The 23300-nt window shown below is 32.4% G+C and carries 20 protein-coding genes; 7 read left to right on the top strand and 13 right to left on the bottom strand.

Annotated elements, in window-relative coordinates:
- Positions 1-35: 35 nt before the first annotated feature.
- Both LG649_RS13945 and LG649_RS13950 read left to right on the top strand, forming a co-directional pair.
- The gene (locus LG649_RS13945; protein WP_226544436.1) at positions 36-1412 is read left to right on the top strand and encodes an HTTM domain-containing protein; all 1377 of its coding nucleotides are present in this window, start codon (positions 36-38) and stop codon (positions 1410-1412) included.
- Positions 1393-3810, top strand: coding sequence for a TonB-dependent receptor domain-containing protein (locus tag LG649_RS13950; RefSeq protein ID WP_226544437.1), 2418 nt, complete (start codon positions 1393-1395; stop codon positions 3808-3810). The genes LG649_RS13945 and LG649_RS13950 overlap by 20 nt, the downstream gene beginning before the upstream one ends.
- Here LG649_RS13950 and LG649_RS13955 read toward each other — a convergent pair.
- The 3 genes from LG649_RS13955 to LG649_RS13965 form a co-directional block, all read right to left on the bottom strand.
- The gene (locus tag LG649_RS13955) at positions 3807-4874 is read right to left on the bottom strand and encodes an imelysin family protein (RefSeq protein ID WP_226544438.1); all 1068 of its coding nucleotides are present in this window, start codon (positions 4872-4874) and stop codon (positions 3807-3809) included. The two genes, LG649_RS13950 and LG649_RS13955, sit on opposite strands and share 4 nt — an antisense overlap.
- Positions 4875-4877: 3 nt before the next feature.
- A complete protein-coding gene (locus LG649_RS13960; protein ID WP_226544439.1) occupies positions 4878-6287 on the bottom strand; it encodes a di-heme oxidoreductase family protein in 1410 nt (469 codons plus the stop codon).
- A gap of 107 nt (positions 6288-6394) precedes the next feature.
- Positions 6395-7606 carry an imelysin family protein gene (locus LG649_RS13965; protein ID WP_226544440.1) on the bottom strand — a complete coding sequence of 404 codons (1212 nt, stop codon included), beginning with the start codon at positions 7604-7606 and terminating at the stop codon, positions 6395-6397.
- A 202-nt stretch (positions 7607-7808) separates the two neighbouring features.
- On the opposite strand from LG649_RS13965, the gene LG649_RS13970 reads away from it, so the two are divergent.
- Both LG649_RS13970 and guaB read left to right on the top strand, forming a co-directional pair.
- Positions 7809-10550: an outer membrane beta-barrel protein gene (locus LG649_RS13970; protein ID WP_226544441.1), complete on the top strand. Its 2742-nt coding sequence runs from the start codon at positions 7809-7811 to the stop codon at positions 10548-10550.
- Between the two features lie 114 nt (positions 10551-10664).
- Positions 10665-12137 carry an IMP dehydrogenase gene (guaB, locus tag LG649_RS13975; protein WP_226544442.1) on the top strand — a complete coding sequence of 491 codons (1473 nt, stop codon included), beginning with the start codon at positions 10665-10667 and terminating at the stop codon, positions 12135-12137.
- Positions 12138-12191: 54 nt separating this feature from the next.
- Here guaB and LG649_RS13980 read toward each other — a convergent pair whose 3' ends face one another.
- From LG649_RS13980 to LG649_RS14025, 10 genes are all read right to left on the bottom strand, one after another.
- Positions 12192-13169, bottom strand: coding sequence for an MBL fold metallo-hydrolase (locus LG649_RS13980; protein WP_226544443.1), 978 nt, complete (start codon positions 13167-13169; stop codon positions 12192-12194).
- 121 nt (positions 13170-13290) lie between these two features.
- The gene (locus tag LG649_RS13985; protein ID WP_226544444.1) at positions 13291-13869 is read right to left on the bottom strand and encodes a type 1 periplasmic binding fold superfamily protein; all 579 of its coding nucleotides are present in this window, start codon (positions 13867-13869) and stop codon (positions 13291-13293) included.
- Between the two features lie 10 nt (positions 13870-13879).
- Positions 13880-16279, bottom strand: a complete 2400-nt coding sequence (locus LG649_RS13990; protein ID WP_226544445.1) for a TonB-dependent receptor — start codon at positions 16277-16279, stop codon at positions 13880-13882.
- Positions 16280-16319: 40 nt separating this feature from the next.
- The gene (locus LG649_RS13995; protein ID WP_226544446.1) at positions 16320-16661 is read right to left on the bottom strand and encodes a hypothetical protein; all 342 of its coding nucleotides are present in this window, start codon (positions 16659-16661) and stop codon (positions 16320-16322) included.
- Positions 16654-16962: a DUF6787 family protein gene (locus LG649_RS14000; protein WP_226544447.1), complete on the bottom strand. Its 309-nt coding sequence runs from the start codon at positions 16960-16962 to the stop codon at positions 16654-16656. The genes LG649_RS13995 and LG649_RS14000 overlap by 8 nt, the downstream gene beginning before the upstream one ends.
- 34 nt (positions 16963-16996) lie before the next feature.
- The gene (locus LG649_RS14005; RefSeq protein ID WP_226544448.1) at positions 16997-17437 is read right to left on the bottom strand and encodes a DUF6146 family protein; all 441 of its coding nucleotides are present in this window, start codon (positions 17435-17437) and stop codon (positions 16997-16999) included.
- A 122-nt stretch (positions 17438-17559) separates the two neighbouring features.
- On the bottom strand, positions 17560-18195 hold the full coding sequence (locus tag LG649_RS14010) for a DUF937 domain-containing protein (RefSeq protein ID WP_226544449.1): 636 nt from the start codon (positions 18193-18195) through the stop codon (positions 17560-17562).
- Positions 18196-18310: 115 nt separating this feature from the next.
- Positions 18311-19261 (bottom strand): D-2-hydroxyacid dehydrogenase, encoded by a 951-nt coding sequence (locus tag LG649_RS14015; protein WP_226544450.1) that lies wholly within the window; start codon positions 19259-19261, stop codon positions 18311-18313.
- A 156-nt stretch (positions 19262-19417) separates the two neighbouring features.
- On the bottom strand, positions 19418-20482 hold the full coding sequence (gene serC, locus LG649_RS14020; RefSeq protein ID WP_226544451.1) for a 3-phosphoserine/phosphohydroxythreonine transaminase: 1065 nt from the start codon (positions 20480-20482) through the stop codon (positions 19418-19420).
- A gap of 182 nt (positions 20483-20664) precedes the next feature.
- Entirely contained in the window at positions 20665-21726 is a 1062-nt protein-coding gene (locus tag LG649_RS14025; RefSeq protein WP_226544452.1) for an acyl-CoA reductase, read from the bottom strand.
- Positions 21727-21821: 95 nt separating this feature from the next.
- Here LG649_RS14025 and LG649_RS14030 point away from each other — a divergent pair, with 95 nt between their 5' ends.
- The 3 genes from LG649_RS14030 to LG649_RS14040 all read left to right on the top strand — a co-directional run bounded on the left by LG649_RS14030 (position 21822) and on the right by LG649_RS14040 (position 23280).
- Positions 21822-22175 (top strand): 4Fe-4S dicluster domain-containing protein, encoded by a 354-nt coding sequence (locus tag LG649_RS14030; protein ID WP_226544453.1) that lies wholly within the window; start codon positions 21822-21824, stop codon positions 22173-22175.
- 98 nt (positions 22176-22273) lie between these two features.
- Positions 22274-22876: a thiamine diphosphokinase gene (locus tag LG649_RS14035; RefSeq protein WP_226544454.1), complete on the top strand. Its 603-nt coding sequence runs from the start codon at positions 22274-22276 to the stop codon at positions 22874-22876.
- Positions 22873-23280 (top strand): ACT domain-containing protein, encoded by a 408-nt coding sequence (locus tag LG649_RS14040; RefSeq protein WP_226544455.1) that lies wholly within the window; start codon positions 22873-22875, stop codon positions 23278-23280. Before LG649_RS14035 ends, LG649_RS14040 begins: the two co-directional genes overlap by 4 nt.
- Positions 23281-23300: the final 20 nt, after the last annotated feature.

The following is a 23300-nucleotide window of genomic DNA, read 5'->3' on the forward strand; positions in this document are numbered from 1 at the left end:
AAAGGTTGCTTAAAAGCAACCTTTTTTTTGTTAAAATGAACATGAGTTTAAGCTCGTATTTAAATAAAAAAACAAATGCAGCACCATTAGCAGTTTTTAGAATTGCTTTTGGCATCATGATGTGTTTAAGTATGGTTCGTTTTTCGTATCATGGTTGGATAGAAACCCTTTATTTGCAGCCTAAATTTCATTTCTCTTATTATGGTTTTTCTTGGGTTAAACCAATTGGTAATTACACCTATTTACTTTTTGTAATTTGTGGTTTATCAGCGTTATGTGTTGCCGTTGGGTTAAAATATAGGTTGGCCATTATTACCTTTTTCTTAAGTTTTACTTATATCGAGTTAATGGATAAAACCAGCTACTTAAACCATTATTACTTTATAAGTTTATTAAGTTTTTTAATGATTTTTTTACCGGCAAGTACATACTTTTCGGTGGATAATTTAATTCGAAAAAAGACTTTTAAAAACGTTCCTAAATGGAGTATAGATAGTATAAAATTACTACTCGGAATCGTTTATTTTTATGCTGGTTTAGCAAAATTAAATTCCGATTGGTTATTTAGAGCTCAACCTCTAAAAATATGGTTGCCTTCAAAATACGATTTACCCATTATAGGCGATACATTAATGCACCAAACTTGGTTTCATTATGTTATGAGTTGGAGTGGTATGTTGTACGATTTATGTATTCCTTTTTTATTGCTTTATCGTAAAACCAGAATATACGCTTTTATTTTAGTGGTGTTTTTTCATGTGTTTACACGAGTTTTATTTCCCATTGGTATGTTTCCGTTTATCATGATTGTAAGTTCATTAATATTTTTTGAGTCGGACTTTCATCAGAAAATAATAAATTTTTTAAAACGTGTTTTAAATAAGCTCTCATTTAGTTCTAAACAAGTACCTCATTTAAAAATCTACGATTATTGTGCTATAAAAATTAAAAAAGCAACGCTAACTATTGTTGGGCTGTTTTTTATACTGCAATTAGCAATACCATTTCGTTATTTGCTTTATCCTGGAGAATTATTCTGGACCGAAGAAGGTTACCGTTTTTCGTGGCGCGTTATGCTTATGGAAAAAATGGGAATTGCTACTTTTAAAATAGTTAACGCAGAAACAGGCGACTTTTTTTATGTTGATAATAGCGATTTTTTAACACCATTCCAAGAAAAGCAAATGAGCTTTCAACCCGATTTTATTTTAGAGTACGCACATTATTTAGGCGATCATTTTACATCTCAAGGTCATAAAAATGTACAAGTATTTGTAGATAGTTATGTGGCACTTAATGGACGTTTAAGTAAGCCGTTTATTGATAAAACCGTAAATTTGTACGCCCAAAAAGAATCGTTTAAATCAAAATTTTGGATATTACCTTTTAAAGATGACATTAAAGGACTTTAAATTTATTATCGCACTAATTTTTAGTGTGTCTGCTTTCTCTCAACAAAACGTTACCGGTGTGGTAACATTTCAAGAAAAACCTGTAAACGCCGTTAATGTTTACGATAAAGACTCCGGTTTATTAGCCATTACAGATGCCTCTGGAACTTTTAAATTTTCAACACATAAAATAAATTTAACTTTAGTGTTCTATGCTTCAGAATACGAAATAAAAGAAGTTATAATTAACTCCAAACAATCCAATAATTTAAAAATTGAACTATATAGTTTAGCCACCGAACTTTCCGAAGTTGTTGTAAATGCTAACAAACGTAAAGCGTTCGAACTAAAACGTTTAAACGATGTTGAAGAAACCGCTATTTACGCTGGTAAGAAAACCGAAGTGGTTTTAATAGATCAATCTATGGCGAATTTAGCAAGCAATAATGCACGCCAAATTTACAGTCAAGTAGCGGGCTTAAATATTTACCAAAACGACGATGCTGGTTTGCAATTAAATATTGGTGGTCGTGGCTTAGATCCAAACCGAACGGCTAATTTTAATACCAGACAAAACGGTTACGATATTAGTGCCGATGTTTTAGGTTACCCAGAAAGTTATTACTCGCCACCTGCAGAGGCTTTAAGCGAAATTCAAATTGTTCGTGGTGCGGCTTCGTTGCAATACGGAACACAATTTGGTGGTTTGGTTAATTTTAAATTTAAAGAACCGAACTCTTCAAAACCATTAGAGTTTATTACTAGAAATACTTTAGGAAGTTTTGGCTTGTTTACAAATTTTACAAGTGTTAGCGGAACACAGAATAAATTAAGTTATTATACTTATGCAAATTATAAAAAAGGTGATGGGTTTAGACCAAATTCAGAGTTTGAATCTATAAACACTTTTACTCATTTAGGTTATCAACTTTCCGAAAAAACTAAAATTGAAGGCGAACTTACTTATTTAAATTATTTGGCAAAACAAGCGGGCGGTTTAACCGATGATATGTTTTACAACAATCCTTATCAAAGTAATCGCGCTAGAAATTGGTTTAAAGTAGATTGGTTACTCTATAATTTAAAATTAGCCCACGAGTTTAATGCCAATACCAATTTTACGTTTAATTTTTTTGGATTGAATGCGTCGCGAAAAGCTTTGGGTTTTAGAACAAACCGTGTAAGTCAAGTAGACTCTGGTGAAGCGCGTGATTTAATTGTAGGCGATTTTAATAATTTCGGATTCGAGTCTAGATTACTAAGCAAGTACACAATTTTAAATAAAAATGCCACCTTTTTAATTGGAACTAAATTTTATAAAGCCAATAATTACCAAAGACAAGGTCCTGGGAGTGATGGTGCTGATGCTGATTTTAATTTTTATAATGATGATTTTCCTAATTACTCAGATCAATCGGAATTTGATTTGCCAAACTTTAATGTTTCTGTGTTTGGAGAAAATATTTTTTATGTAACCGATAAGTTTTCGGTAACACCAGGATTTAGATTTGAATATATTAAAACCGAAAGTGAAGGTTTTTACAAACAAATAAATACAGATGCTGCTGGAAATGTAATTTTTGAAGAAGATGTTGCAGATAATAGAAATTTTGAGCGCTCGTTTGTGTTATTGGGCATTGGGTTAAGTTATAAACCTAATAGTAGTTTAGAATTTTACGGAAACGTTTCGCAAAACTACCGTTCGGTTACATTTTCCGATATAAATATTGCGAATCCTGCTTTTTCAATAGATCCAGATATTACAGATGAAGAAGGCTTTACAGCCGATTTAGGTATTCGTGGAAATTATAAAGGTTACGTATCTTACGATGCTGGTTTATTTTGTTTGTTTTACAACGGAAGAATTGGTTTTGTGCAAAAAGAAGCTGCCGATGGAAGTATAACAAGCCAACGTGGTAATGTTGGAGATGCTGTTATGTATGGCGTAGAGTCTTTATTCGATTTTAATTTGAAAAAGATTTTAGGTTTGAATAATAATATTCAGCTTAATTATTTTATAAATACTTCAATAATTAATTCGGAGTACACCAGTTCGGAAGAACCGGGAGTAGAAGGTAATAAAGTAGAATTTGTTCCCGATTTAAATTTAAAAACAGGTTTAAACGGTGGTTACAAAAACCTACTGGCAAGTATTCAATATACCTATTTGGGGCAACAGTTTACAGATGCTACAAATGCAACGGCAGGAAGTATTAGTGGTGTTATTGGAGAAATACCAGCTTACGATATTTTAGACCTGTCGTTATCGTATAAATACAAAAAATTTAAGCTTGAAACAGGCGTAAATAATGTTTTAGATAATGCCTACTTTACAAGACGTGCAACCGGTTATCCGGGGCCGGGAATTATTCCTTCGGCGCCCAGAAATTGGTATGTTACTTTGCAAATTAAGCTTTAATCGCCATCATTATCGGTGGCAAGTACAGAAATAGATAAAGTACTAGCACCATCAACCGAAAAATATACGACTAAAGTATAAAGTTCGTTGTATAGAAGTTCTACGTTTTCATCATTATTTAAAATAGCATCGTATAAACTAGAATCTATATTATTTATATAAGTGAAAATGTTTGTGAAACTAGCATCAATATTATCCGATAGTTCTGTGTTACCTGCAATGTCGTCCACAATATTCGCGAAATTAGCGCTACTTAAAGCATAGGCGTTTTGCACTTCTTCTAATTCGCTTTTAATTAAGTTTAGCGATTGTCCGCTGCGGTAAGCTTCTAAATCAGTTACAGTTGCACTGCTTGAGCTTTCCAAACCGCTTGGTTTTCCTAATTTGGTTACGCGAATAACATCAATAACATTAATAAGTTGGTTAAAGGCCAAACAACGTGCGTTTTCGGTACAGGATACATCGGTTAAATTAATAAATGTGTTTTTGTAATTAAGTTCCCAAAAATCAACTAAATTATTGGTTTGGTTTAAAACTTCTGTAGTAACGCCAAGCAAATAATCTACTCTAAAGGTGTCATTTTGTAAAAGGCTTAAAGCAGTTGCTTCATCTTGTTCGTTGTAAAGTAAATATTCCAAAGCACCTAAACCTTTTGATACTGTACTTTTTGTACTAAAGTAAGTAGCATCGTAAGTTGTTTGTTCTTCAATGTTGGTTTCAATAACCGATGGTGTTACAGGAAAATTGTAAATTATAATATCGTAAAACAAAGATTTTACTGCAAGCACGTTATATGGTCTTACTTTCGCAAAAGCTTCAGTGGTTGCTAGCCATTGGTTTTGTAGGCTAATAAAATTTTCTTTTGTTGGTGTTGTTTGAAACGTTTCAGATAAACTGACTTGTAATTCTACTTGAGCTTTAAATGTAGTAAGCGCAGGATAAATATTTTCGTTGTAATAGTTGTTGTGAAATGTTGTAATTGCAGATTCTGAATTGTCATCATCTTTCTTACAGGCAATTACTAAAATAGCCAAGGCTAAAATGCTGAAAATTAGTTTTTTCATTTTTTATAAAGAGTTTAGGAAGCTTAAAAGTTGTTCCCGTTCGGTTGCTGTTAAATTCATAAAATTGTTTTTTGATGTTTCGGCTTCACCACCGTGCCATAAAATAGCTTCTTCAATATTACGAGCTCTTCCATCGTGAAGTAAAAAGGTATGATCGTTTACAAGTTCAATCATGCCTAATCCCCAAAGTGGTTGCGTACGCCACTCGTTACCTGTTGCTAAAAAATCGGCTCTATCATCGGCTAAATCGTCTCCCATATCGTGTAATAAAAAATCGGAATATGGCCTAATTGTTACATTGTCTATAATTGGAACAATTTCAGATTGTCCGGTAACGTAATAATCGACATGGCAGTTTACACAAGCTAAATTTTTAAAAAGTTCTTTTCCTTTTAGCACATCGTAAGTATCGTAATCTCGTCTTACAGGTACAGAAATGCTACTCATATAAACCATCATTCGGCTAAGTTGGGTATCTGGAACTTCTACATCTTCACCTTCATTATTTCCATTTGGAATAGTAGAACAATCTACACCAGAAGGACAGTTTTCTTCAGGAAAAAGGGTAGTGGTTAATCCCATGTCTCCATTAAAAGCCCCAGAAACTTGCTGTGTTAATGTAGGTTGATTAGCCTTCCAGCCAAATTTCCCTAAAGTAGTTTTGTTTTCGGCAATATTCCAAACATAATTGGCTTTACCAGAAATGCCATCGCCATCGGTATCAAACTCGTCTTCATATTCTAAAATACTGGCATCGCTTAAAGCTTCAATAAAACCTAAACCAATAAGTTGTTGCCCAATTCTAGGTGATTGTTCTGCAGAAAGTGCTCCATAATTTGTGTTAATTACTGTGTATGTAGGTTTGCGTAATTCGTAAGTTGTGCCATCTGGATATGCTCCAGAAATATACTCGAAATTAACGGCTATATCGCCTTCGGCTTCAATGTTTAGGTTAGAAGCATCTTGTAGTTGATCGCCATATGTAGCATGTGGTATTGGACCAGTTATAGGGTTGTTCCCCGAACTTAATCGCAGTAAAAAACCACTACTTGCAGCGCCAGTTTCTAGTATAGGTTCTCCACGACCATCGTTTAAGTGACACGTAGCACAAGCTCTAGCATTAAAAATAGGACCTAAACCGTCACGAGAAGTTGTTGAAGCTGGAGCTGAAACCCATGTTTGATTAAACATAGCGTTGCCAACTCCAAAGAATGCAGTTTCTAAGTCTGTTAAGTTGGGTATATTTGTGCCAAAAGCTTTATCTGCAGTAAAGCCTGTTATTGAAAAATCTGAAACTAAATTTTCTTCATCAATTTCATAAGTTAAGTTTATATAATCTTGCTCGGTAAACTCATCATCTTGACAGGAGAAAACCAAAATAGATACGCATAGCAACCAACTAATCTTTTTCATCTACATTTTTTTTGGCAAATTTATAAAATAACTAAAGTCTCAATAAAAATATTGAGACTTTAGTTTATAATAATATGTTGTTTTAATATAGTGCAGTAATGCTTATATTATTGAATTGTAATACTAACACCTAAAGCGGTAGCAGCTTCAGAAATAGCTGTACTTTGTGTAATTAAAGCAGAAGCTAAATCGCCAGCAGGCCCTCCAGATTCTAAAGTTTCTTCGCTAATTATTTCGTCGAAGTTTTTACCTAAACCTAATAAGGTATCTAACTTATCTAAAGTATCGTTTGCATCGGCTTCTAAATTTGAAGCTGTGTCACCAGATACTAAATCAATTAAAGAAGTACCCGAAACAGTAGTTCCGCTTTCTGTTGTGTAACTACCAACAATTACGTTGTTAATTCCGTTTACGTTTGCCCACATATCTTGGTTAGTGTTATCAGAGAAACAAGAATGTTCGTTTTCTTGACCTTCATCAATAGCAGGGTAAATACGCTCTTGAGCAACCTCACCGTTAGAAATAAAACCAATACCATTTAATATGTTTGTTAACGCTGTATCTTCATCTAAAGCTAAAAATGTTGTACGGTAAGAACCTCCAGATGCCCAAGTTGTGTTTAAATCGCTTAAATCGTTTACTAATAAATCGGTAACAATTTTTAAGTAAGTCGCTCTACGATCTGCAAAATCAGCAGTTGTATAATCTGTATATGCTCTTTCTCCAGAAACAGAATAATCGGTTTGAAAATTAGTTGTGTTAATATTATAATCTTGCCCCCAAAGTAAGAACTCGATGGCGTGCCATCCTGTTGAAATGTTTTCAGGAATATCGTCACCCTCATTTGCTCCAATAATATTTGCTTCTGTTAACTCGAAAGAGTCATCACCAATTAAACCGTTATTTACTAAGGTGTGTGTCGTGCTATCGTAAACGTAATCAATATAACCTTCATCTAAAGGCCATGCGTTAATGCGTCCTTCTGTTCCTAATAAATCTTCGTTATCAATTGGTCCGTTAGCTTCCCTAAAAGCTTCTGTTTGTCCGTAAAAATCACGAGCATATAACCAAGCATCTTGTGCTGCTACAAAAGTAGTTTCATTAGGGTCTGCAAGAAAAGCATCAATGGCAGTTTGCATATCTACAGCAGTGTTGTATGAATCTGAATAGTTTGCAGAAACAATTTCTGCATAAGTTTCTATAAAGTCGGCAACGTCTGCAGTTTCTTCTGTTCCACCTCCATTGTCATCACTAGAACATGATGCAAAAACTAATGTAATAACCAATAAAAAAATTTGGTAAGTTGATTTCAATTTCATTTTATCAATTTGTATTTAGACTTATTTTAAATAATAGTGCAAATATATTTGCTTTTTGCTTAAAACAAAATTTATTTAGAATAAATCTTAATAAAAAGTTAATGGGTTTGTGTAATAAAATTCTTTAAGTATTTTTTAACAGATTGAAATTAAACCATGTAAAATAATTACAGTCTTAAAATAAACCAACCAAACAACTACATTGAAAAAAATATTCATTTTGCTTGCATTGAGCTTTTCTGCTACCATGTTTGCACAAAAATTTATGCTCGAAGGTATTGTAAAAGATAAAGATTCTCTTACCCTAGAAGCCGCTACCGTTTATTTACAAAGTATTTCTGATAGCATTCCTATTGCCTATGGCATTACAAATAGAGAAGGTAAATTTTCGTTACAAGTAAATACTTATGAGGATACTAAGGCAATTTTTAATATAGCTTATATGGGATATAAGCCTTACAGTAAGACAATTGCTGTGCCTAAAAGTGATTATTTAAATTTAGGAACGCTTGTTTTAGAAGATCAAGCTGAGGCTTTAACCGCTATATCCATAATAGCTAAAGCACCACCTGTGGTTATTAAAAAAGATACGATTGAATATAATGCTGACAGTTTTAAAAGCTTGCCAAACGACAAAGCCGAAGATTTACTAAAAAAACTTCCAGGTGTAGAAATTGATGCCGATGGTTTAATAACAGTAAATGGTGTTGAAGTTGAAGCTATAAATGTTGATGGTATGCCATTTTTTGGTGAAAAAAACGGAGAAATAGCTTTAAAAAACCTGCCAAGTGGTGTAATAAGTAAAGTACAGGTTACCGATTTTAAAACCAACATGCAAAAATTTACAGGAGAAGAATCTGATTCTGGTACAAAAGAAATTAACTTTAAAATTAAAAAAGGAAAAAATCGAGCCATGTTTGGCGATATTAAAGTAGGCGCAGGAACAGATAATAAGTACCAAGGCAACGCTAATATTTTTCAAGTTGTAGATGGTAAACAACTAGGTGTTATTGCTGGTACTAATAATATTAACATGTCTAGAGGTTTTAGTGCTTTACCTAATACCAGTGCGAGTACCGGATATTTAGAATCCGATTTTGTTGGCGCCAATTATAGTAAAGGTAAATGGAACGAAAATAGAATAAACTCCAATTACAACTACACAGCTCAAGACCGCGAAACAGCTCAAAAAAGTTATAGAGAAAATTTTTTACCAGATTTAAATTACATAACCGAATCTGAAAGTACAGGTTATAACGAATCCGATAGCCATAAAGCTAAAGCCGATTTGCAAAAAATTATAAACCCAAAATATAAATCATCTAAGCAAAGGTTAAAAATATCTAACGAAACAAATTTTAATTTAGCAAATACCATTTCGGGCAGTCAAAGTGCGAGTACATCGTCGTATAGCGATGGTGAGTTAGTTAGCGATTATACATCCAGAAACCAAACAGAAGCTTCAAATTATAATATTCAAAATAATTTTGATGTAACAGCATCGCAAGGTCATGGTAATTATTTTAATATAGGTGTAAATACTAATTTTAGTAAATCTAATAGCGATGTAAATAGTTATTCTGAAAACATTTTGTACAACACCGATGAAACCATTATTCAAGATCAAGAAAAGAATAACGAAAATAAAAGCAGTAACATAAATGTAAATACAATTTTAGTAAAAGAAATTTTTGAAGATTTTAAAATTATACCAAGATATTCAGCAACTGTAAACACATCAAAAACAGAAAATTTTATTTATGATTTTAATGAAGATTTACAAACTTACAGCGATTTTAATGAAAACATAAGTACTAATAGTAAATACATTACAACAACTTTAAAACCTTCGCTAAAATTACGATATGATGTTAGTGATTTTAGATTTGAAATAGAAGGCGCTCACACAACAACCTACAGAGATTATAAAGATGAACTTATTGAAGCTAGAAATTTTAAAAGAGGCTTTAAATATTTAACTTATAGCGGCAGAATTCGTTATCGCGACGAAAAAGGTTATAAACGCATAACTTTAGACTATAACCAAGGTGTAAATTTACCTTCGGTTAGCCAATTACAACCCGTAGAAGATGTTAGTAATATTACCCACATTCGCGTTGGTAATCCCGATTTAGAGCCACAAATAAATCATAATATTAGGTTTCGTTATCAAAACGATATTGCATTTCATAACATAAATGTATCAGGCGATGCACGAGCCGAATTTACACAAGACAAAATTTTAAACTCAACCATTACCAATTCCGATTTAAATAAATATACCACGTATACCAATTTAAACGGCGATTACTATTTACGCGGTAATGCATCAGTTTCAAAATCATATTTCAATAAAAAAACAAATTTTAATCTTAACGGAAGCTTAATGGCGAGTTTCGATAATAGTTTGTCTTTGCAAAACGGATTAAAGTTTACTGCACAAACAATAACCATTCGCCCTAGAATATCACTTAATTGTTTGTATAACGACATTATAGATGTAAACACAAGTTACAGCTATTCAACAATTAAAAGTGTTTACGATACCGATAGTTTTAGCGATAACAATTACTTTATTCAAAATTTACAGTTTAATTCTTCCATATTTTTTATTAAAAATGTGTTATTCGTTACCAATAAAGTGTCCTACAGATATAATAGTCAAGTAGGAAACGAATACGATGCCGATGCTATTTTTTGGAATGCTGGTGTAGGAGCCGAACTTATTGAAAATAAAGCCACAGTAACCTTGGTTGGTTACGATGTTTTAGGGAAAAATAATGGTTATAGGCGTTCGGTAACAGATACTTACATTCAAGATGTTGAAAATCGTATTTTAGAGCAATATTTTATGCTGAATTTTACCTATAAATTTGGAAGTTTCGCCGGTCAAAAAATGAGCGGATTTAATTCTAACAAAGGAAGACGTGGTGGTAGAGGTTAACCATCATTAACATATGGTATTTAAATTAAAGTCTTAACATTAAATTTAGAATCAAATTAAAAAATGAAGCTATAAATTATGTATATTTGCACGCAATTATAACGTAATTGCAACATGAACGCACATCTTAACAAAATAGTAGGAGAGGGACTAACCTACGACGACGTTTTATTAGTTCCAGCTTTCTCCGAAGTTTTACCTCGCGAAGTAAACATTCAAACAAAATTTACAAGAAACATTACCATTAATGTGCCTATTATTTCGGCGGCTATGGATACTGTAACCGAAAGTAAAATGGCTATTGCTATGGCGCAAGAAGGTGGTATTGGTGTGCTTCATAAAAACATGACTATAGAGCAACAAGCACTAAAAGTACGTCGTGTTAAACGTGCCGAAAGCGGTATGATTCTAGATCCCGTTACTTTACCGTTAACAGCTAAAGTTAGAGATGCTAAGCAAAATATGGCAGAACATGGTATTGGCGGTATTCCTATTACAGACGATAACGGTATTTTAAAAGGGATTGTTACAAACCGTGATTTACGTTTTGAGCATGATGACGAAAGATTGATTACCGATGTTATGACCAGTGAAAACTTAGTAACTGCAGGTGTTGGTACATCGTTGGTTGATGCTGAAGCAATTCTTCAAAAACATAAAATTGAAAAACTACTTATTGTAGACGATAATTATAAACTTACAGGTTTAATTACGTTTAGAGATATTACTAAATTAACACTTAAACCTATTGCTAATAAAGATGAATTTGGGCGTTTACGTGTAGCCGCTGCCATTGGTGTAACTGGCGATGCTGTAGAGCGTGCTGAAGCTTTAGTAAATGCAGGTGTTGATGCTGTAGTTATCGATACGGCTCATGGGCATACAAAAGGTGTTGTTGGTGTTTTAAAAGCTATAAAAGAAAAATTTCCAACACTTGAAGTTATTGTAGGAAACATTGCAACGGGTGCTGCTGCTAAATATTTAGTTGAAGCTGGAGCCGATGCTGTAAAAGTAGGTATTGGTCCAGGGTCTATTTGTACAACGCGTGTGGTTGCTGGTGTTGGTTTTCCTCAGTTTTCTGCGGTGTTAGAAGTAGCTGCGGCTATAAAAGGTAGCGGTGTTCCAGTAATTGCCGATGGAGGAATTCGTTATACAGGCGATATACCTAAAGCTATTGCAGCTGGAGCCGATTGTGTGATGTTAGGTTCGCTTTTAGCAGGTACAAAAGAATCTCCAGGTGAAACTATTATTTATGAAGGACGTAAGTTTAAGTCTTACCGCGGCATGGGATCGGTTGAAGCGATGAAAGAAGGTAGTAAAGACCGTTATTTCCAAGATGTTGAAGACGATATAAAAAAATTAGTTCCAGAAGGAATTGTAGGTCGTGTACCATATAAAGGTGAATTGTTTGAAAGTATTCACCAATTTATTGGCGGTTTACGTGCAGGTATGGGATATTGCGGTGCTAAAGATATTGAAACCTTAAAAGAAACAGGTCAGTTTGTAAAAATTACAGCTAGTGGTATTAACGAAAGTCATCCGCACGATGTAACCATTACTAAAGAATCTCCTAATTATTCTAGATAATACTAGATGATATGATTATATAAAAAAAGGCTTGAGTTTTACTCAAGCCTTTTTTTATAGCTTATAAATATCATGAATTTGGGCAATATTAAAGCCTGCTTTTATAACAGTTTGCGCTTCTTCACTATTTAAATTAATTACAGGATTGGTGTGATTAAAATGAATAAATATAATTTTGTTTTTTTCAGAAAGTGGTAAGTTCTTAAATAAATCTAAGCTTTCTTGAATAAACGGATGCGGAATTGTAGACATATCGCGGTTATTTAACTCTTTACCACTAAAAAATGTGGCATCAACAAAGGCGTAGTCTACAGTTTTAATTTCTTCAATAATACTTTTTTTCCATTTACTCCATTTATCAATGTCTGGGATAAATAAAGCGGATTTGTTTTTACCTTTTATTTTGTAGCCAACCGTTTCGGAATACTCGTCTCTGTGTGGTACTAAAAAAGGCGTAACGTTTAAGTTATTGGTTAAAGTTATAGTTTGCTCATCTTGAATATCTTTTAAAATAATATCTTCAGTTTTAACTAACTGACTCCAAGGTCCGTTGCTTTCTAAAAATGTTTTCATTTTAGGCATGGCAAAAACAGGAACTTTACTGGCATTCATAGCTTCTTTACCCAAATACATTAAGCCCGTATAATGCCCAATGTGTGCATGTGTTAAAAATATGCCATCAGGAATTTCGTTGGTGTTTTTTATGTTTGGATTAACAAGCGCCTTAGTTTGGGTTACAAAATCGGGTGAAGCTTCAAACATATATTTCTTTTTAAATTCATTATCAATTAAACCTAAAGAAACTACCTGTCTGTTTTTATCTGGATTATTAAAAAGTGTTTTGCAGCAATCTTTTTGGCAACCAATTTGTGGCGAACCGGCATCTTGGATGGTTCCAAGAATTATTATAGCTGTTTCATTTGAGTTTATTTGGGGTGTTGAGGTTTTTGTATTGGATTTCGCGATGTTTTTTTCTTTACATGAAAAAGATATTAGTATTACTAAAAGGAGTGCTATACGAGTTCGGTTCATTTTATAAACGTTTTATGATTTGCCAAGTTATTAAAATTGAAAACAAGTATGCAATGGGTGTAAATAAAAAAAGCAACTAAATTAATAGTTGCTTTTTTTAACTGTATTACAAAAAAATTTTTTAAGTGAAAACTACCTCAATAGCGAAAGTTACTTCTACGTCTGTGCTACCACCTGCATCTTCAGAAGTTCCATCGTTTGGTTTTGTAGGTTCGTGCTTTAAAACAATAGTTAAAGAACCTGTACCTGCTTCACCTGTTGTTAAAGATGTGTCAATTCCAATTGGGTTACCGTCTTCATCAACATCGTTTTTTGTGATTACGATATCTGAAATGGTAGAAGTATAGAAAAATTCGTGCTCGTCACCTTCTTCTTCAACTTCTTCAGTAATGTCTTCAGCAGGATCTTCTGTTTCGTTTAATAATTGAATAGAACCAGAATACTGAGTATTAGCTACAAAACTTCCAGAAACTTCAGTAGTTCCGTCTGCACCACCATCACCGTCTAAATCTTCAAAAGTAAGGGTTACCGTGTTTCCATTTGCATCTTCTAGGGTATAAATAACTGTTGTTATAAGTTCTTCTTCGTGTTCGTGATCATCATCGTGATCGTCGTCACTAGAACAGCTAACTAAGGCTAAACTAGAGATAAAAAATAAGGCTAATAATTTTATTGTTTTTAATGAATTTATTTTTTTCATGATTTTTGTTTTAATAATTTATTTTGATTTTTAAGTTAAAGTTTCTTCCTAATTCATCGCCAAAATACCTCAGTCTATTAAGGTATTCTCTGTACGATGTGTTGAAAATATTTTCAACGTTAAATTCAACTTTTAAAGTTCCGGTTTTAAATGCTTTAAAATTAGCAGAACTGTTAAAACCGAATAGAGAGTAGGCCGAAGGCGGTGTACTAATATCTACATAAACATAATCGTCTACAGTAGCATTGTAAGTGTAAAAATTGTAATCTGGATATCTTTTTTGTTGTAATACAGTTTTGTGGTTTAAACTAATAGATAACTGATTTAAATTTTTGTTATAATAAGTAATACTATTAGAAAAATTTGTGGATGGCATTTGTATAAGCGGAATATCATCGGTTAAATTATCGCCTTGAAGTAAGCTTATACTGCCACTATAATTAAATTTTGAGTTTAGTTTTACATCTAAATCTACATCAATACCAAAAATTCTGGCATCAACTTGTTCGTATTCCCAAACCGGAAATGCACCACGAACAGTGGTAGTTATGCCAGCAGGTATTAATTGAATGTAGTTGTTTATAGCATTGTAATATGGGCTAATGGTAAAACCAAATTTTTGACTGTTACGCTGTAAGGAGAACATAAATTTATTGGCTACTTCTTTACCAATGGTTAATTTTCCTGTTTCAATTCTAGCGGCACTATGGTGTAAACCATCACTAAATAATTCTGATGGATTTGGCATTCTAGAGGCTAATCCGTAGTTAAAAAATAGTTCGAAATCATTACTAAAATGCCTAGTGTAACCTAAGTTTGCAGAAAAATTATGAAACGTAAATTCTGGATAGGTTAATGTTTCTGAATTATCAGTTGTTCCAGATTCAAATTCTGGGAATAACTCATCATAATTGTAAGTTTCTTCCCAATCTGTGGTATTATACCATTTTACGGCTTCAATTCTAGAAAAGTCATATCGGACACCTGCACTAATATCATTAAACAAGTCCATTTTATAGTTTGCTGTAGCATAAACGCCGGCATCATATTTTTCGTAATCTGGAATAAGCGGGCTAACACCGGTTCCTGAAATTGCGTCGTTTTGCTGAAAGCGTAATAAAAAGCCTGTGTTTATCTCAAAATCATCAATAGCATCAATTAATAAGTTGGGCTGAAATGAAGTTGTAAATAACCTTAAATCTATTACAGGTGTATCGCTATAATCGCCTCTTCTTAAATCGTATTCTTTTCTACGGTTTATTTGAAAGTCGTATTGCGCAGTTAGTTTTCCTATGCCTTTAAATCGCTTGTAAGCTTCTACTTTTGCTAAATGATGTAAAATACTTTGCTTTGGATAATCTATGGTATATGAAAAATCGTCCGCTATACTTGGTTCTTCATTATTAATAGCTGTAACCAAATCGTTTACATTACCAATGTGCGACGACTTTAGTATGGCAAACTCGTTACTTACAATACTATAATAGGCATTAAAACCTTTTTCAAAGCTATTGTAACCCATAGTTAATGAGGTGTTTATGCTTTGAACACCTGTGTTGGTTAAATAATAATTTGGCGCTTTAAAATCTCCAAACCGTTTAAAACTTGCTTGTAATTTTGCATAATAACCAGATTTGTAGGTTTTTATTATTTCAGAATTAATAATACCTCCATTACCGTTAGAGTTTAACGAAATTAATGAGCTACCAAATAAACTATCAATAGCAGCATACTTTTTTGGTTTAATTAAAATTAAACCACCAATGGCATCACTACCATATTTTAAAGTATTGGCTCCTTTTACAACTTCAATACTATTACTAGCATTTATATCTATATTAGGAGCATGCTCGTCGCCCCATTCTTGGTCAAACAAACGCACATTATTATTAATAATTAAAAGACGGCTACTGTGTAAACCATGAATTATAGGTTTTACAATAGTGTTGCCTGTGTTTAACGACGAGACGCCACTAATGGTGTTTAGAGCGTCCCCTAAAGACTTATCTGCAAAATTATCAATGGTTTGTTGTTTTATAGATTGTTCTATACTTGTTGTTTCTGTTCTTGTGTTTGCACTTACAACAACTTCGTCAAGTTCATCTAAATGGTGCTCTAAAAAAATAGTTTGAAAAGGCATTTCCTCAATATTAACCGTTATTGTTTTGGTTTCACAGCTTAAATGAGAGATTTCAATTTTTATACTTTTATCGCAAATATTTGTTAGGGTAAATTTTCCGTTAATATCGGTAACAGCGTAAGTGTTTGTGTTTATAATCTTAATTACAGCTTTTTCAATAGGTGTTGCGTTATGAAAATCTATGACTTCACCTTTTAAAATGTATTTGCAATTTTGACTTATAACAACCGTACTAACTAGAAAACATATTGCTATTAATATATTTTTCATTAATTAATATGAATGATTACTAAATCAGTTTTAATTATAATTATGAAATAATAGTAGGAGGGGCTCTTAAAGAAAAAGATAAATGTTGATGATTTACTAAGAAGTTGTATGTTTTAGCTGGTATTTTATTTGAAGCTAAAACATTTAAATAAGTAAAAGTTTGTGTAGGAAGCGTGAAAAAATGATTAAGTGGGAATTTTTGAAAATCGCAATCAAAATCTGTTTTGTGAATATGTGTTGAAGCACTTTTAGTGCAACAAACATTTATGTGCTCATGATGCTCAAAAATATGATTTAACTTAACTGCCGTAGGGGCAAACAAGGCACCTATAACTACAAGAGTTAAAATTTTAAAAGCAATATGTTTAGCTATTTTATTCACTATCCTTTAAAAACTTGAATCCTAATCTTCGAAGCATTTTTTTTTCGAAATTCCAGAAAAATTTGTGCTGTCCAAAAATCCAGCCAAAAAACACTAGTAAAAATTGGTAAACAACGAAAAGCAAAAGTATACGAATTACCCAGTAAAAAAAAGGATTTAACGTTTCTGTAGTAATATTTAAGAAATTTAAAATGGGTTTACCTATATAAGAAGCTGTAGAACCTGTTATGGCAAATACAATAAAGATAATGGCTATTTGCCAATTACTTGTAATGCCCCAACGCTCTTTTAACTTTTTCAATTTTGAAATTTTTACCAAAAATAAGTAAAAGCATTTAAATTCTGGGGGTAAAGCTCCCCAACCTTTGGTTATATTTTAATTGAAAATAAATAAAGTAGTTATATAGTTTGTAATTTACTTCGTATCCATAATCTATATTAGGCTGATAATCTATTTGTAATTCGTAAAGATTCGTATTGTAACGAAAGGGTTGGTTAACGCGTTGGTTCCATTCAACTACGTATTGGTAGTTTCTGGTCTCCATGTATTGTTGTGAATAAAAACCTTCAGGTCTGGCTGTACTGACTAGCCAGGTATTAAAACCTGGTTCTATTATTATAATTTCGTATTCTACTTTATCACTAGAAATTTTAACGGTATCGTTTTCTTTTATGTTTTGTAAGCGTTCGTTTTTTTGTGCAATAGATGTTTTTGATGTGTTACAATTAAATATAAAAGCACTACATATTATAATTATTAAACTTAGATTTTTCATAATAATTTTTATCTTAAAATTACAAGAATTATGCTTTAAGTTAACTGTTTTATAGGTGTTTAACAAAAAAGAGTTAAGCAAAATGCTTAACTCTTTTATATTCTATATTATTAAATGGGAAATTATTTACCAAAAAGCCCGCCTAATAAACCGCCAAGACCGCCTTTCTTTTTACTACCTCCAAGTACCATTCCAGCTACATCATCAACTACACTACCGTCTCCATCGGCATCAAGAATAGACTCTAAAAAGCTTTGTTCTTGTCCAGCAGAGCTACCACCAATTAAGCCTCCCAATAAATCGGTTATTCCACTGGCGTTACTTACATTGTTTTGTTGTGTTTGCTTACCTAAAACACCCATTAAAATAGGGGCAGCAACTTTTAATATTTGAGAAACAGAACCAGCATCCATTCCAGATTTAGCACCTAAAGTACTTGCAACAGCTTGTTCTTTGCTTCCTAATACATGTCCTAGAATTTTACTACCGTCGTTTAAAACGTTATCATCAACACCACCGTTAAATAAACCACCTAAGTTATCTAAAATACTACCATCATGTTTACTGCTTAAAGCACTCATTAAACCAGCAGCGCCTTCTGGAGTAGAGGCATTACGTTTCATAGCTTGCATTAAAACTGGTAAAGCCATTGTTAATACGCTTTGAGTTTTTTCTTGAGGTTGGTTGGTTTGGCCAGCAACGCCACTTATTAAAGTTTTTCCTAGGTCGCTGTTTAATAAATCTAAAATTCCAGACATGTTATTTTTATGTTTTTAATTGTTAAACAAAATGGGTTATCCAATTTACAAAAAAAGTCCTAACCATTTATAGTTAGGACTCAAATATACCATATAGGTCACATTTTATTTTTTGTTATCCAAGAATACTAATAATTTGTGTAGCTAATTCTGCACCAATTCTGTCCTGAGCTTCGTTTGTTGCAGCACCAGTGTGTGGTGTTAACGACAACGCAGGATTCATTAATAATTGCATTTCTGGTTTAGGCTCTTTTTCAAAAACGTCTAAAGCAGCTCTTGCTACTTTACCGCTTTCAATAGCTTTTACTAAAGCTACCTCGTTTAATACACCACCACGAGCGGCATTTGCAATAATAACACCATCTTTCATCATGTTAAATTCAGCTTCATCAATTACATAATCTTTTTGTGCTGGTACGTGTAATGTTAAAAAGTCTGCTTGTTTTAAAACATCTTCTTTAGATATTGTTTTGATTTCGAAGTTAACTTTTTGTCCGTCGAAAAACTCTAACTCTAAATTAGCTTCTTCCATAAACGGATCAAAAGCAACAACTTTCATGCCGGCACCAAGAGCTACTTTTGCTGTAGCTTGACCAATACGACCAAATCCTAGAACACCTAGTGTTTTTCCTTTTAATTCTGTTCCTTTAGCATAAGCTTTTTTAAGGCCTTTAAAGTTACTATCGCCTTCTAAAGGCATTTCGCGATTAGCGTTATGTAAAAAACGGGCTAAACCGTAAAGGTGACCAAAAACTAGTTCGGCAACCGAATGCGATGAAGCAGCAGGTGTATTAATTACACTTAAGCCTTTTTCACGGGCATACTCTACATCAATATTATCCATACCAACGCCACCACGACCAATAATTTTAAGGTTTGGGCAAGCATCAATTAAATCTTTTCTAACTTTTGTGGCACTACGAACTAATAATACCGAAATATTATTTTCATTAATATAATTAATTAGTTGTTCTTGTGCTACTGTAGTTGTAGATACTTCGTATCCTGCTTTTTCTAATGCATCAATTCCACTTTGTGAAACACCATCGTTTGCTAATACTTTCATTATTTAGGTTTAATGTTTAAAGTTTAAATTTTTAAGCTTAATAAGCTTAAAGTTTATAACTTAAATTTTATATTTATTTATTGTTATTATTAAGAACAATTTTGTGGAGACTTATCTCTTAGTTCGAAATAACTAGTTAGCTTTAATTAAAAATGTTTAAGCTTTGCTTTCTAACTCACTCATAACTTCAACAACTACTTTTACACTATCTAAAGGTAAGGCGTTGTACATTGAAGCTCTATAACCACCAACACTTCTGTGTCCGTTTAAACCATTAACACCAGCTTCTTTAAGCATAGTATCGAAAGTTTCTTTTAGATTTTCGTTTTCAAGTGTAAAAGTAGCATTCATTAATGAGCGATCTTCTTTTGCGGCAAACCCTTTAAATAATGGATTTAAATCAATTTCAGAATACATTAAACGAGCTTTCTTTTCGTTTTCTTTTTCAATGGCAGCAATACCGCCTTGACCTTTTAGCCATTCTAGAGTAAGCATAGATGTATAAACTGCAAAAACAGGAGGTGTATTAAACATACTACCTTTATCTATGTGCGTTTTATAATCCATCATTGAAGGTATTTTACGAGATACTTTACCTAAAATATCTTCTTTAACAACAACTAGTGTTGTTCCTGCTGGCCCCATGTTTTTTTGTGCACCTGCATAAATTAAATCGAATTTAGAAAAGTCTAAAGATCGAGAAAAAATATCGCTACTCATATCACATACCATAGGTATTGGTGAGTTAGGGAACTCTTTCATTTGCGTACCAAAAATAGTATTGTTTGATGTGCAGTGAAAATAATCGTAATCTTCTGGTATGTCGTAGCCTTTAGGTATGTAGTTGTAGTTTGCATCTTTAGATGAAGCTACTTCGTAAATATCGTCATATATTTTGGCTTCTTTTATGGCTTTTGCTGCCCAAGTACCAGAGTTTAAATAACCAGCTCTTTTTTCTAAAAGGTTTAAAGCCACCATTAAAAACTGGGTGCTTGCTCCGCCTTGTAAGAATAAAGCTTTATAGCCTTTGCCTTCTAGTCCTAAAAGTTCAAGAGCTAGGGCCCTAGCGTTTTCCATAATATCTACAAATGCTTTGCTTCTGTGTGATATTTCAATTAAAGATAATCCGCTATTATCTAAATCTAATACAGCTTGTGATGCTTTTTGTAAAACTTCTTGAGGTAAAATACATGGTCCCGCGCTAAAATTGTGTTTTTTCATCTGTTTGGTTTTTGTCTTATTTCTTATTTCAGATGCCATCTTAAATAAAGAAATTACTGCTTTAAAACTTGATTTAAAGTAAGTAATTTTAGCTATAATAAGATTTCATTTTTTCGATAGAAAATTAAGCTGTAAAGTTGGTGATAAATTGAGTATTTTATGTTAAAAATTCAATAATTTTTTCACGGAATCGCTAATAAAAATTCAACAGAATCGATACTATCCGCATAATCGTTTAGATTAGGCATTTGAGTATGCCCGAAGGCAATTTCAGCATCACTAAAATTATGAGCAACAATGCACTGAATTTGATCTTTTTCTGCATTTAACTTTTCTTTTAGAACTCCAACGTTTTCGTAATATTCATAGAACAGAGTAGCAATTGGTGATGCATAACTTTCGTCTTCTTTTATCATAAAAAATCCGTTTTCAAGCATGTCAAATTCGCTCATTAAATACACTGCTTTATTATAGTCGTAATTATTAGCGTATTTAGCGTGTTCAATAATGTTGTGCCAATGGTAAATGCCCTCAAAAAAAGCGTTAAAATTATAACCTTTAGGTACATACATTTTAGAAACATTACGGCATCCTAAACCATAATATCTAAAAATATCTTCAGCCAAATTTTTTAAATCATCAATAGTTTCATTGCCAGTTAAAACAGCAACCGAGTTTCTGTTTTTTCTAATTATAGATGGTTTATTTTTAAAATAATATTCAAAATAACGAGCCGTATTATTACTTCCTGTAGCAATTACAGCATCAAAATTTTCTAATTTTTCTTCTGTAAATTGTATTTTGCCTTTAAAATTAGGTTCGGCATATTCTAAATATTTAGCTAAATAGGGTAGTAGTTGTTTATCGTTGCTCGATTGTTTTACTAAAACATTATGTCCAGTAATTAAAACACTTAAAAAGTCGTGAAACCCAACTAAAGGAATATTTCCTGCCATAATTATGGCAACAGTTTTAGGTGGAATATCGCCTATTTTATACGGTTTTAACCAAGTTTTTAAATTTTCTATAGTTAATGCATTTGCCCAATTATTAATAGAAAACCTTAAGTTTTCTGCTGTAAACCAACCATTATGTTCTTGGGCAAGTTTTAATTGGTGTTTAAAGCCATCAAAAAATAAGTCGTTATTTTTAACATTATTTTCCTTTTTTATTGTTTCGTTTGAAAATTGTTTTAAAAACAACCCTAAATTCACAAAAGCATTAATTCTCTGTTCTAATTGCATTCTAATTTGGTTATGAATGGTTTTGGCTTTATTTTTGCAACTGCAAATTTAAGGAAACTATAACGAGTTCTTGAATTTTAAAAACAAAAATTACTATGGCAATTATAATAACAGACGAATGTATAAACTGCGGTGCTTGCGAACCAGAGTGCCCAAATACAGCAATATACGAAGGTGCCGACGATTGGCGCTATAAAGATGGTACAAGCCTTGAAGGATCTATTGTTTTACCTAACGGAAAAGAAGTTGATGCAGACGAGCCGCAAGAACCGGTAAGCGACGATTTATATTACATTGTTCCAGATAAATGTACAGAATGTAAAGGATTTCACGACGAGCCACAATGTGCTGCAGTTTGTCCTGTAGATTGTTGTGTGCCAGATGAAGACGTTGAAGAAACTGAGGAAGAATTATTAGCAAAACAACGCTTTATGCATCCAGAAGGATAATTTTTTAAATATCATTATACAATTATAAAAAATCCTGAGTTTTTAAGCTCAGGATTTTTTTTGTTCTTAAATTGCTGCTTTAAAAAATTAAAATACAATTGAAAAAGGCATTTTTATTAATTAACGGAGAACCACCAGTAACGTTTCCAGACCTAACAAAATACAATTTAGTTTGTGCAACAGATGGTGGTTATAAACACTTGTTGAAGCATCAAGTTAAACCAGATTTTATTAGCGGTGATTTTGATTCGTTGCATGATTTGCCTAAAGATGTTGAGGTAATACATACTCCAGATCAAAACTTCACAGATTTTGATAAAGTTTTAAAAATTTTAAAAGAAAAAGGCTTTACACATATTGATGTTTATGGTGCTAGCGGGCAAGAACAAGATCATTTTCTGGGAAATTTAAGCACTGCAATACAATGGAATAATGATATAAATTTGATGTTTTATGATAATTATGGCTATTATTTTTTAGCTGATAAGTATACAGAAATAAAAAAATGTAAAAACAAAATAGTATCGCTAGTTCCGTTTTTTAATGTTGAAGGCGTTACAACAAAAGGCTTAATGTATCCTTTAAATAATGAAGCTTTAATTTTTGCAAAACGTATAGGAACACGTAATATAGCAATTAAAGATTCGGTTGAAATTACATATGAAAATGGATATTTATTTGTTTTTGTAAATGATAAATGAATAAGGAAGGTAAAAAAAACTTAGCAGAGCTAATAAAACATATGAAACCAAAATTAAATGATGGCGAGTATGTTTTTGTAAGCTTACCTAATATTGATAATATTAAAAGAGAAGATACACTTTTCGAATTTAAAGAAGCTGAAGGTATTACCGTTGTGCTTGAAAAAAGTAAAGCAGATAATTTAAAGTTAAAATACCATTTTGTAGCTTCTTGGATTACTTTGCAGATTCATTCTGCGCTTGAAGCTGTTGGGTTAACTGCCAAATTTTCGGTAGAATTAGCAAAGTATAATATAAGTTGTAATGTGGTTGCTGGTTATTTTCATGACCATATTTTTGTAGATAAAACAGATGGTTTACGTGCAATTAAAGTTTTAGAACAATTGGCAGATAGCTACAAATAAAAAAAAAGACCCAATTGGGT

The sequence above is a fragment of the Neotamlana laminarinivorans genome, assembly GCF_020523925.1.
GTDB lineage: Bacteria > Bacteroidota > Bacteroidia > Flavobacteriales > Flavobacteriaceae > Neotamlana > Neotamlana laminarinivorans.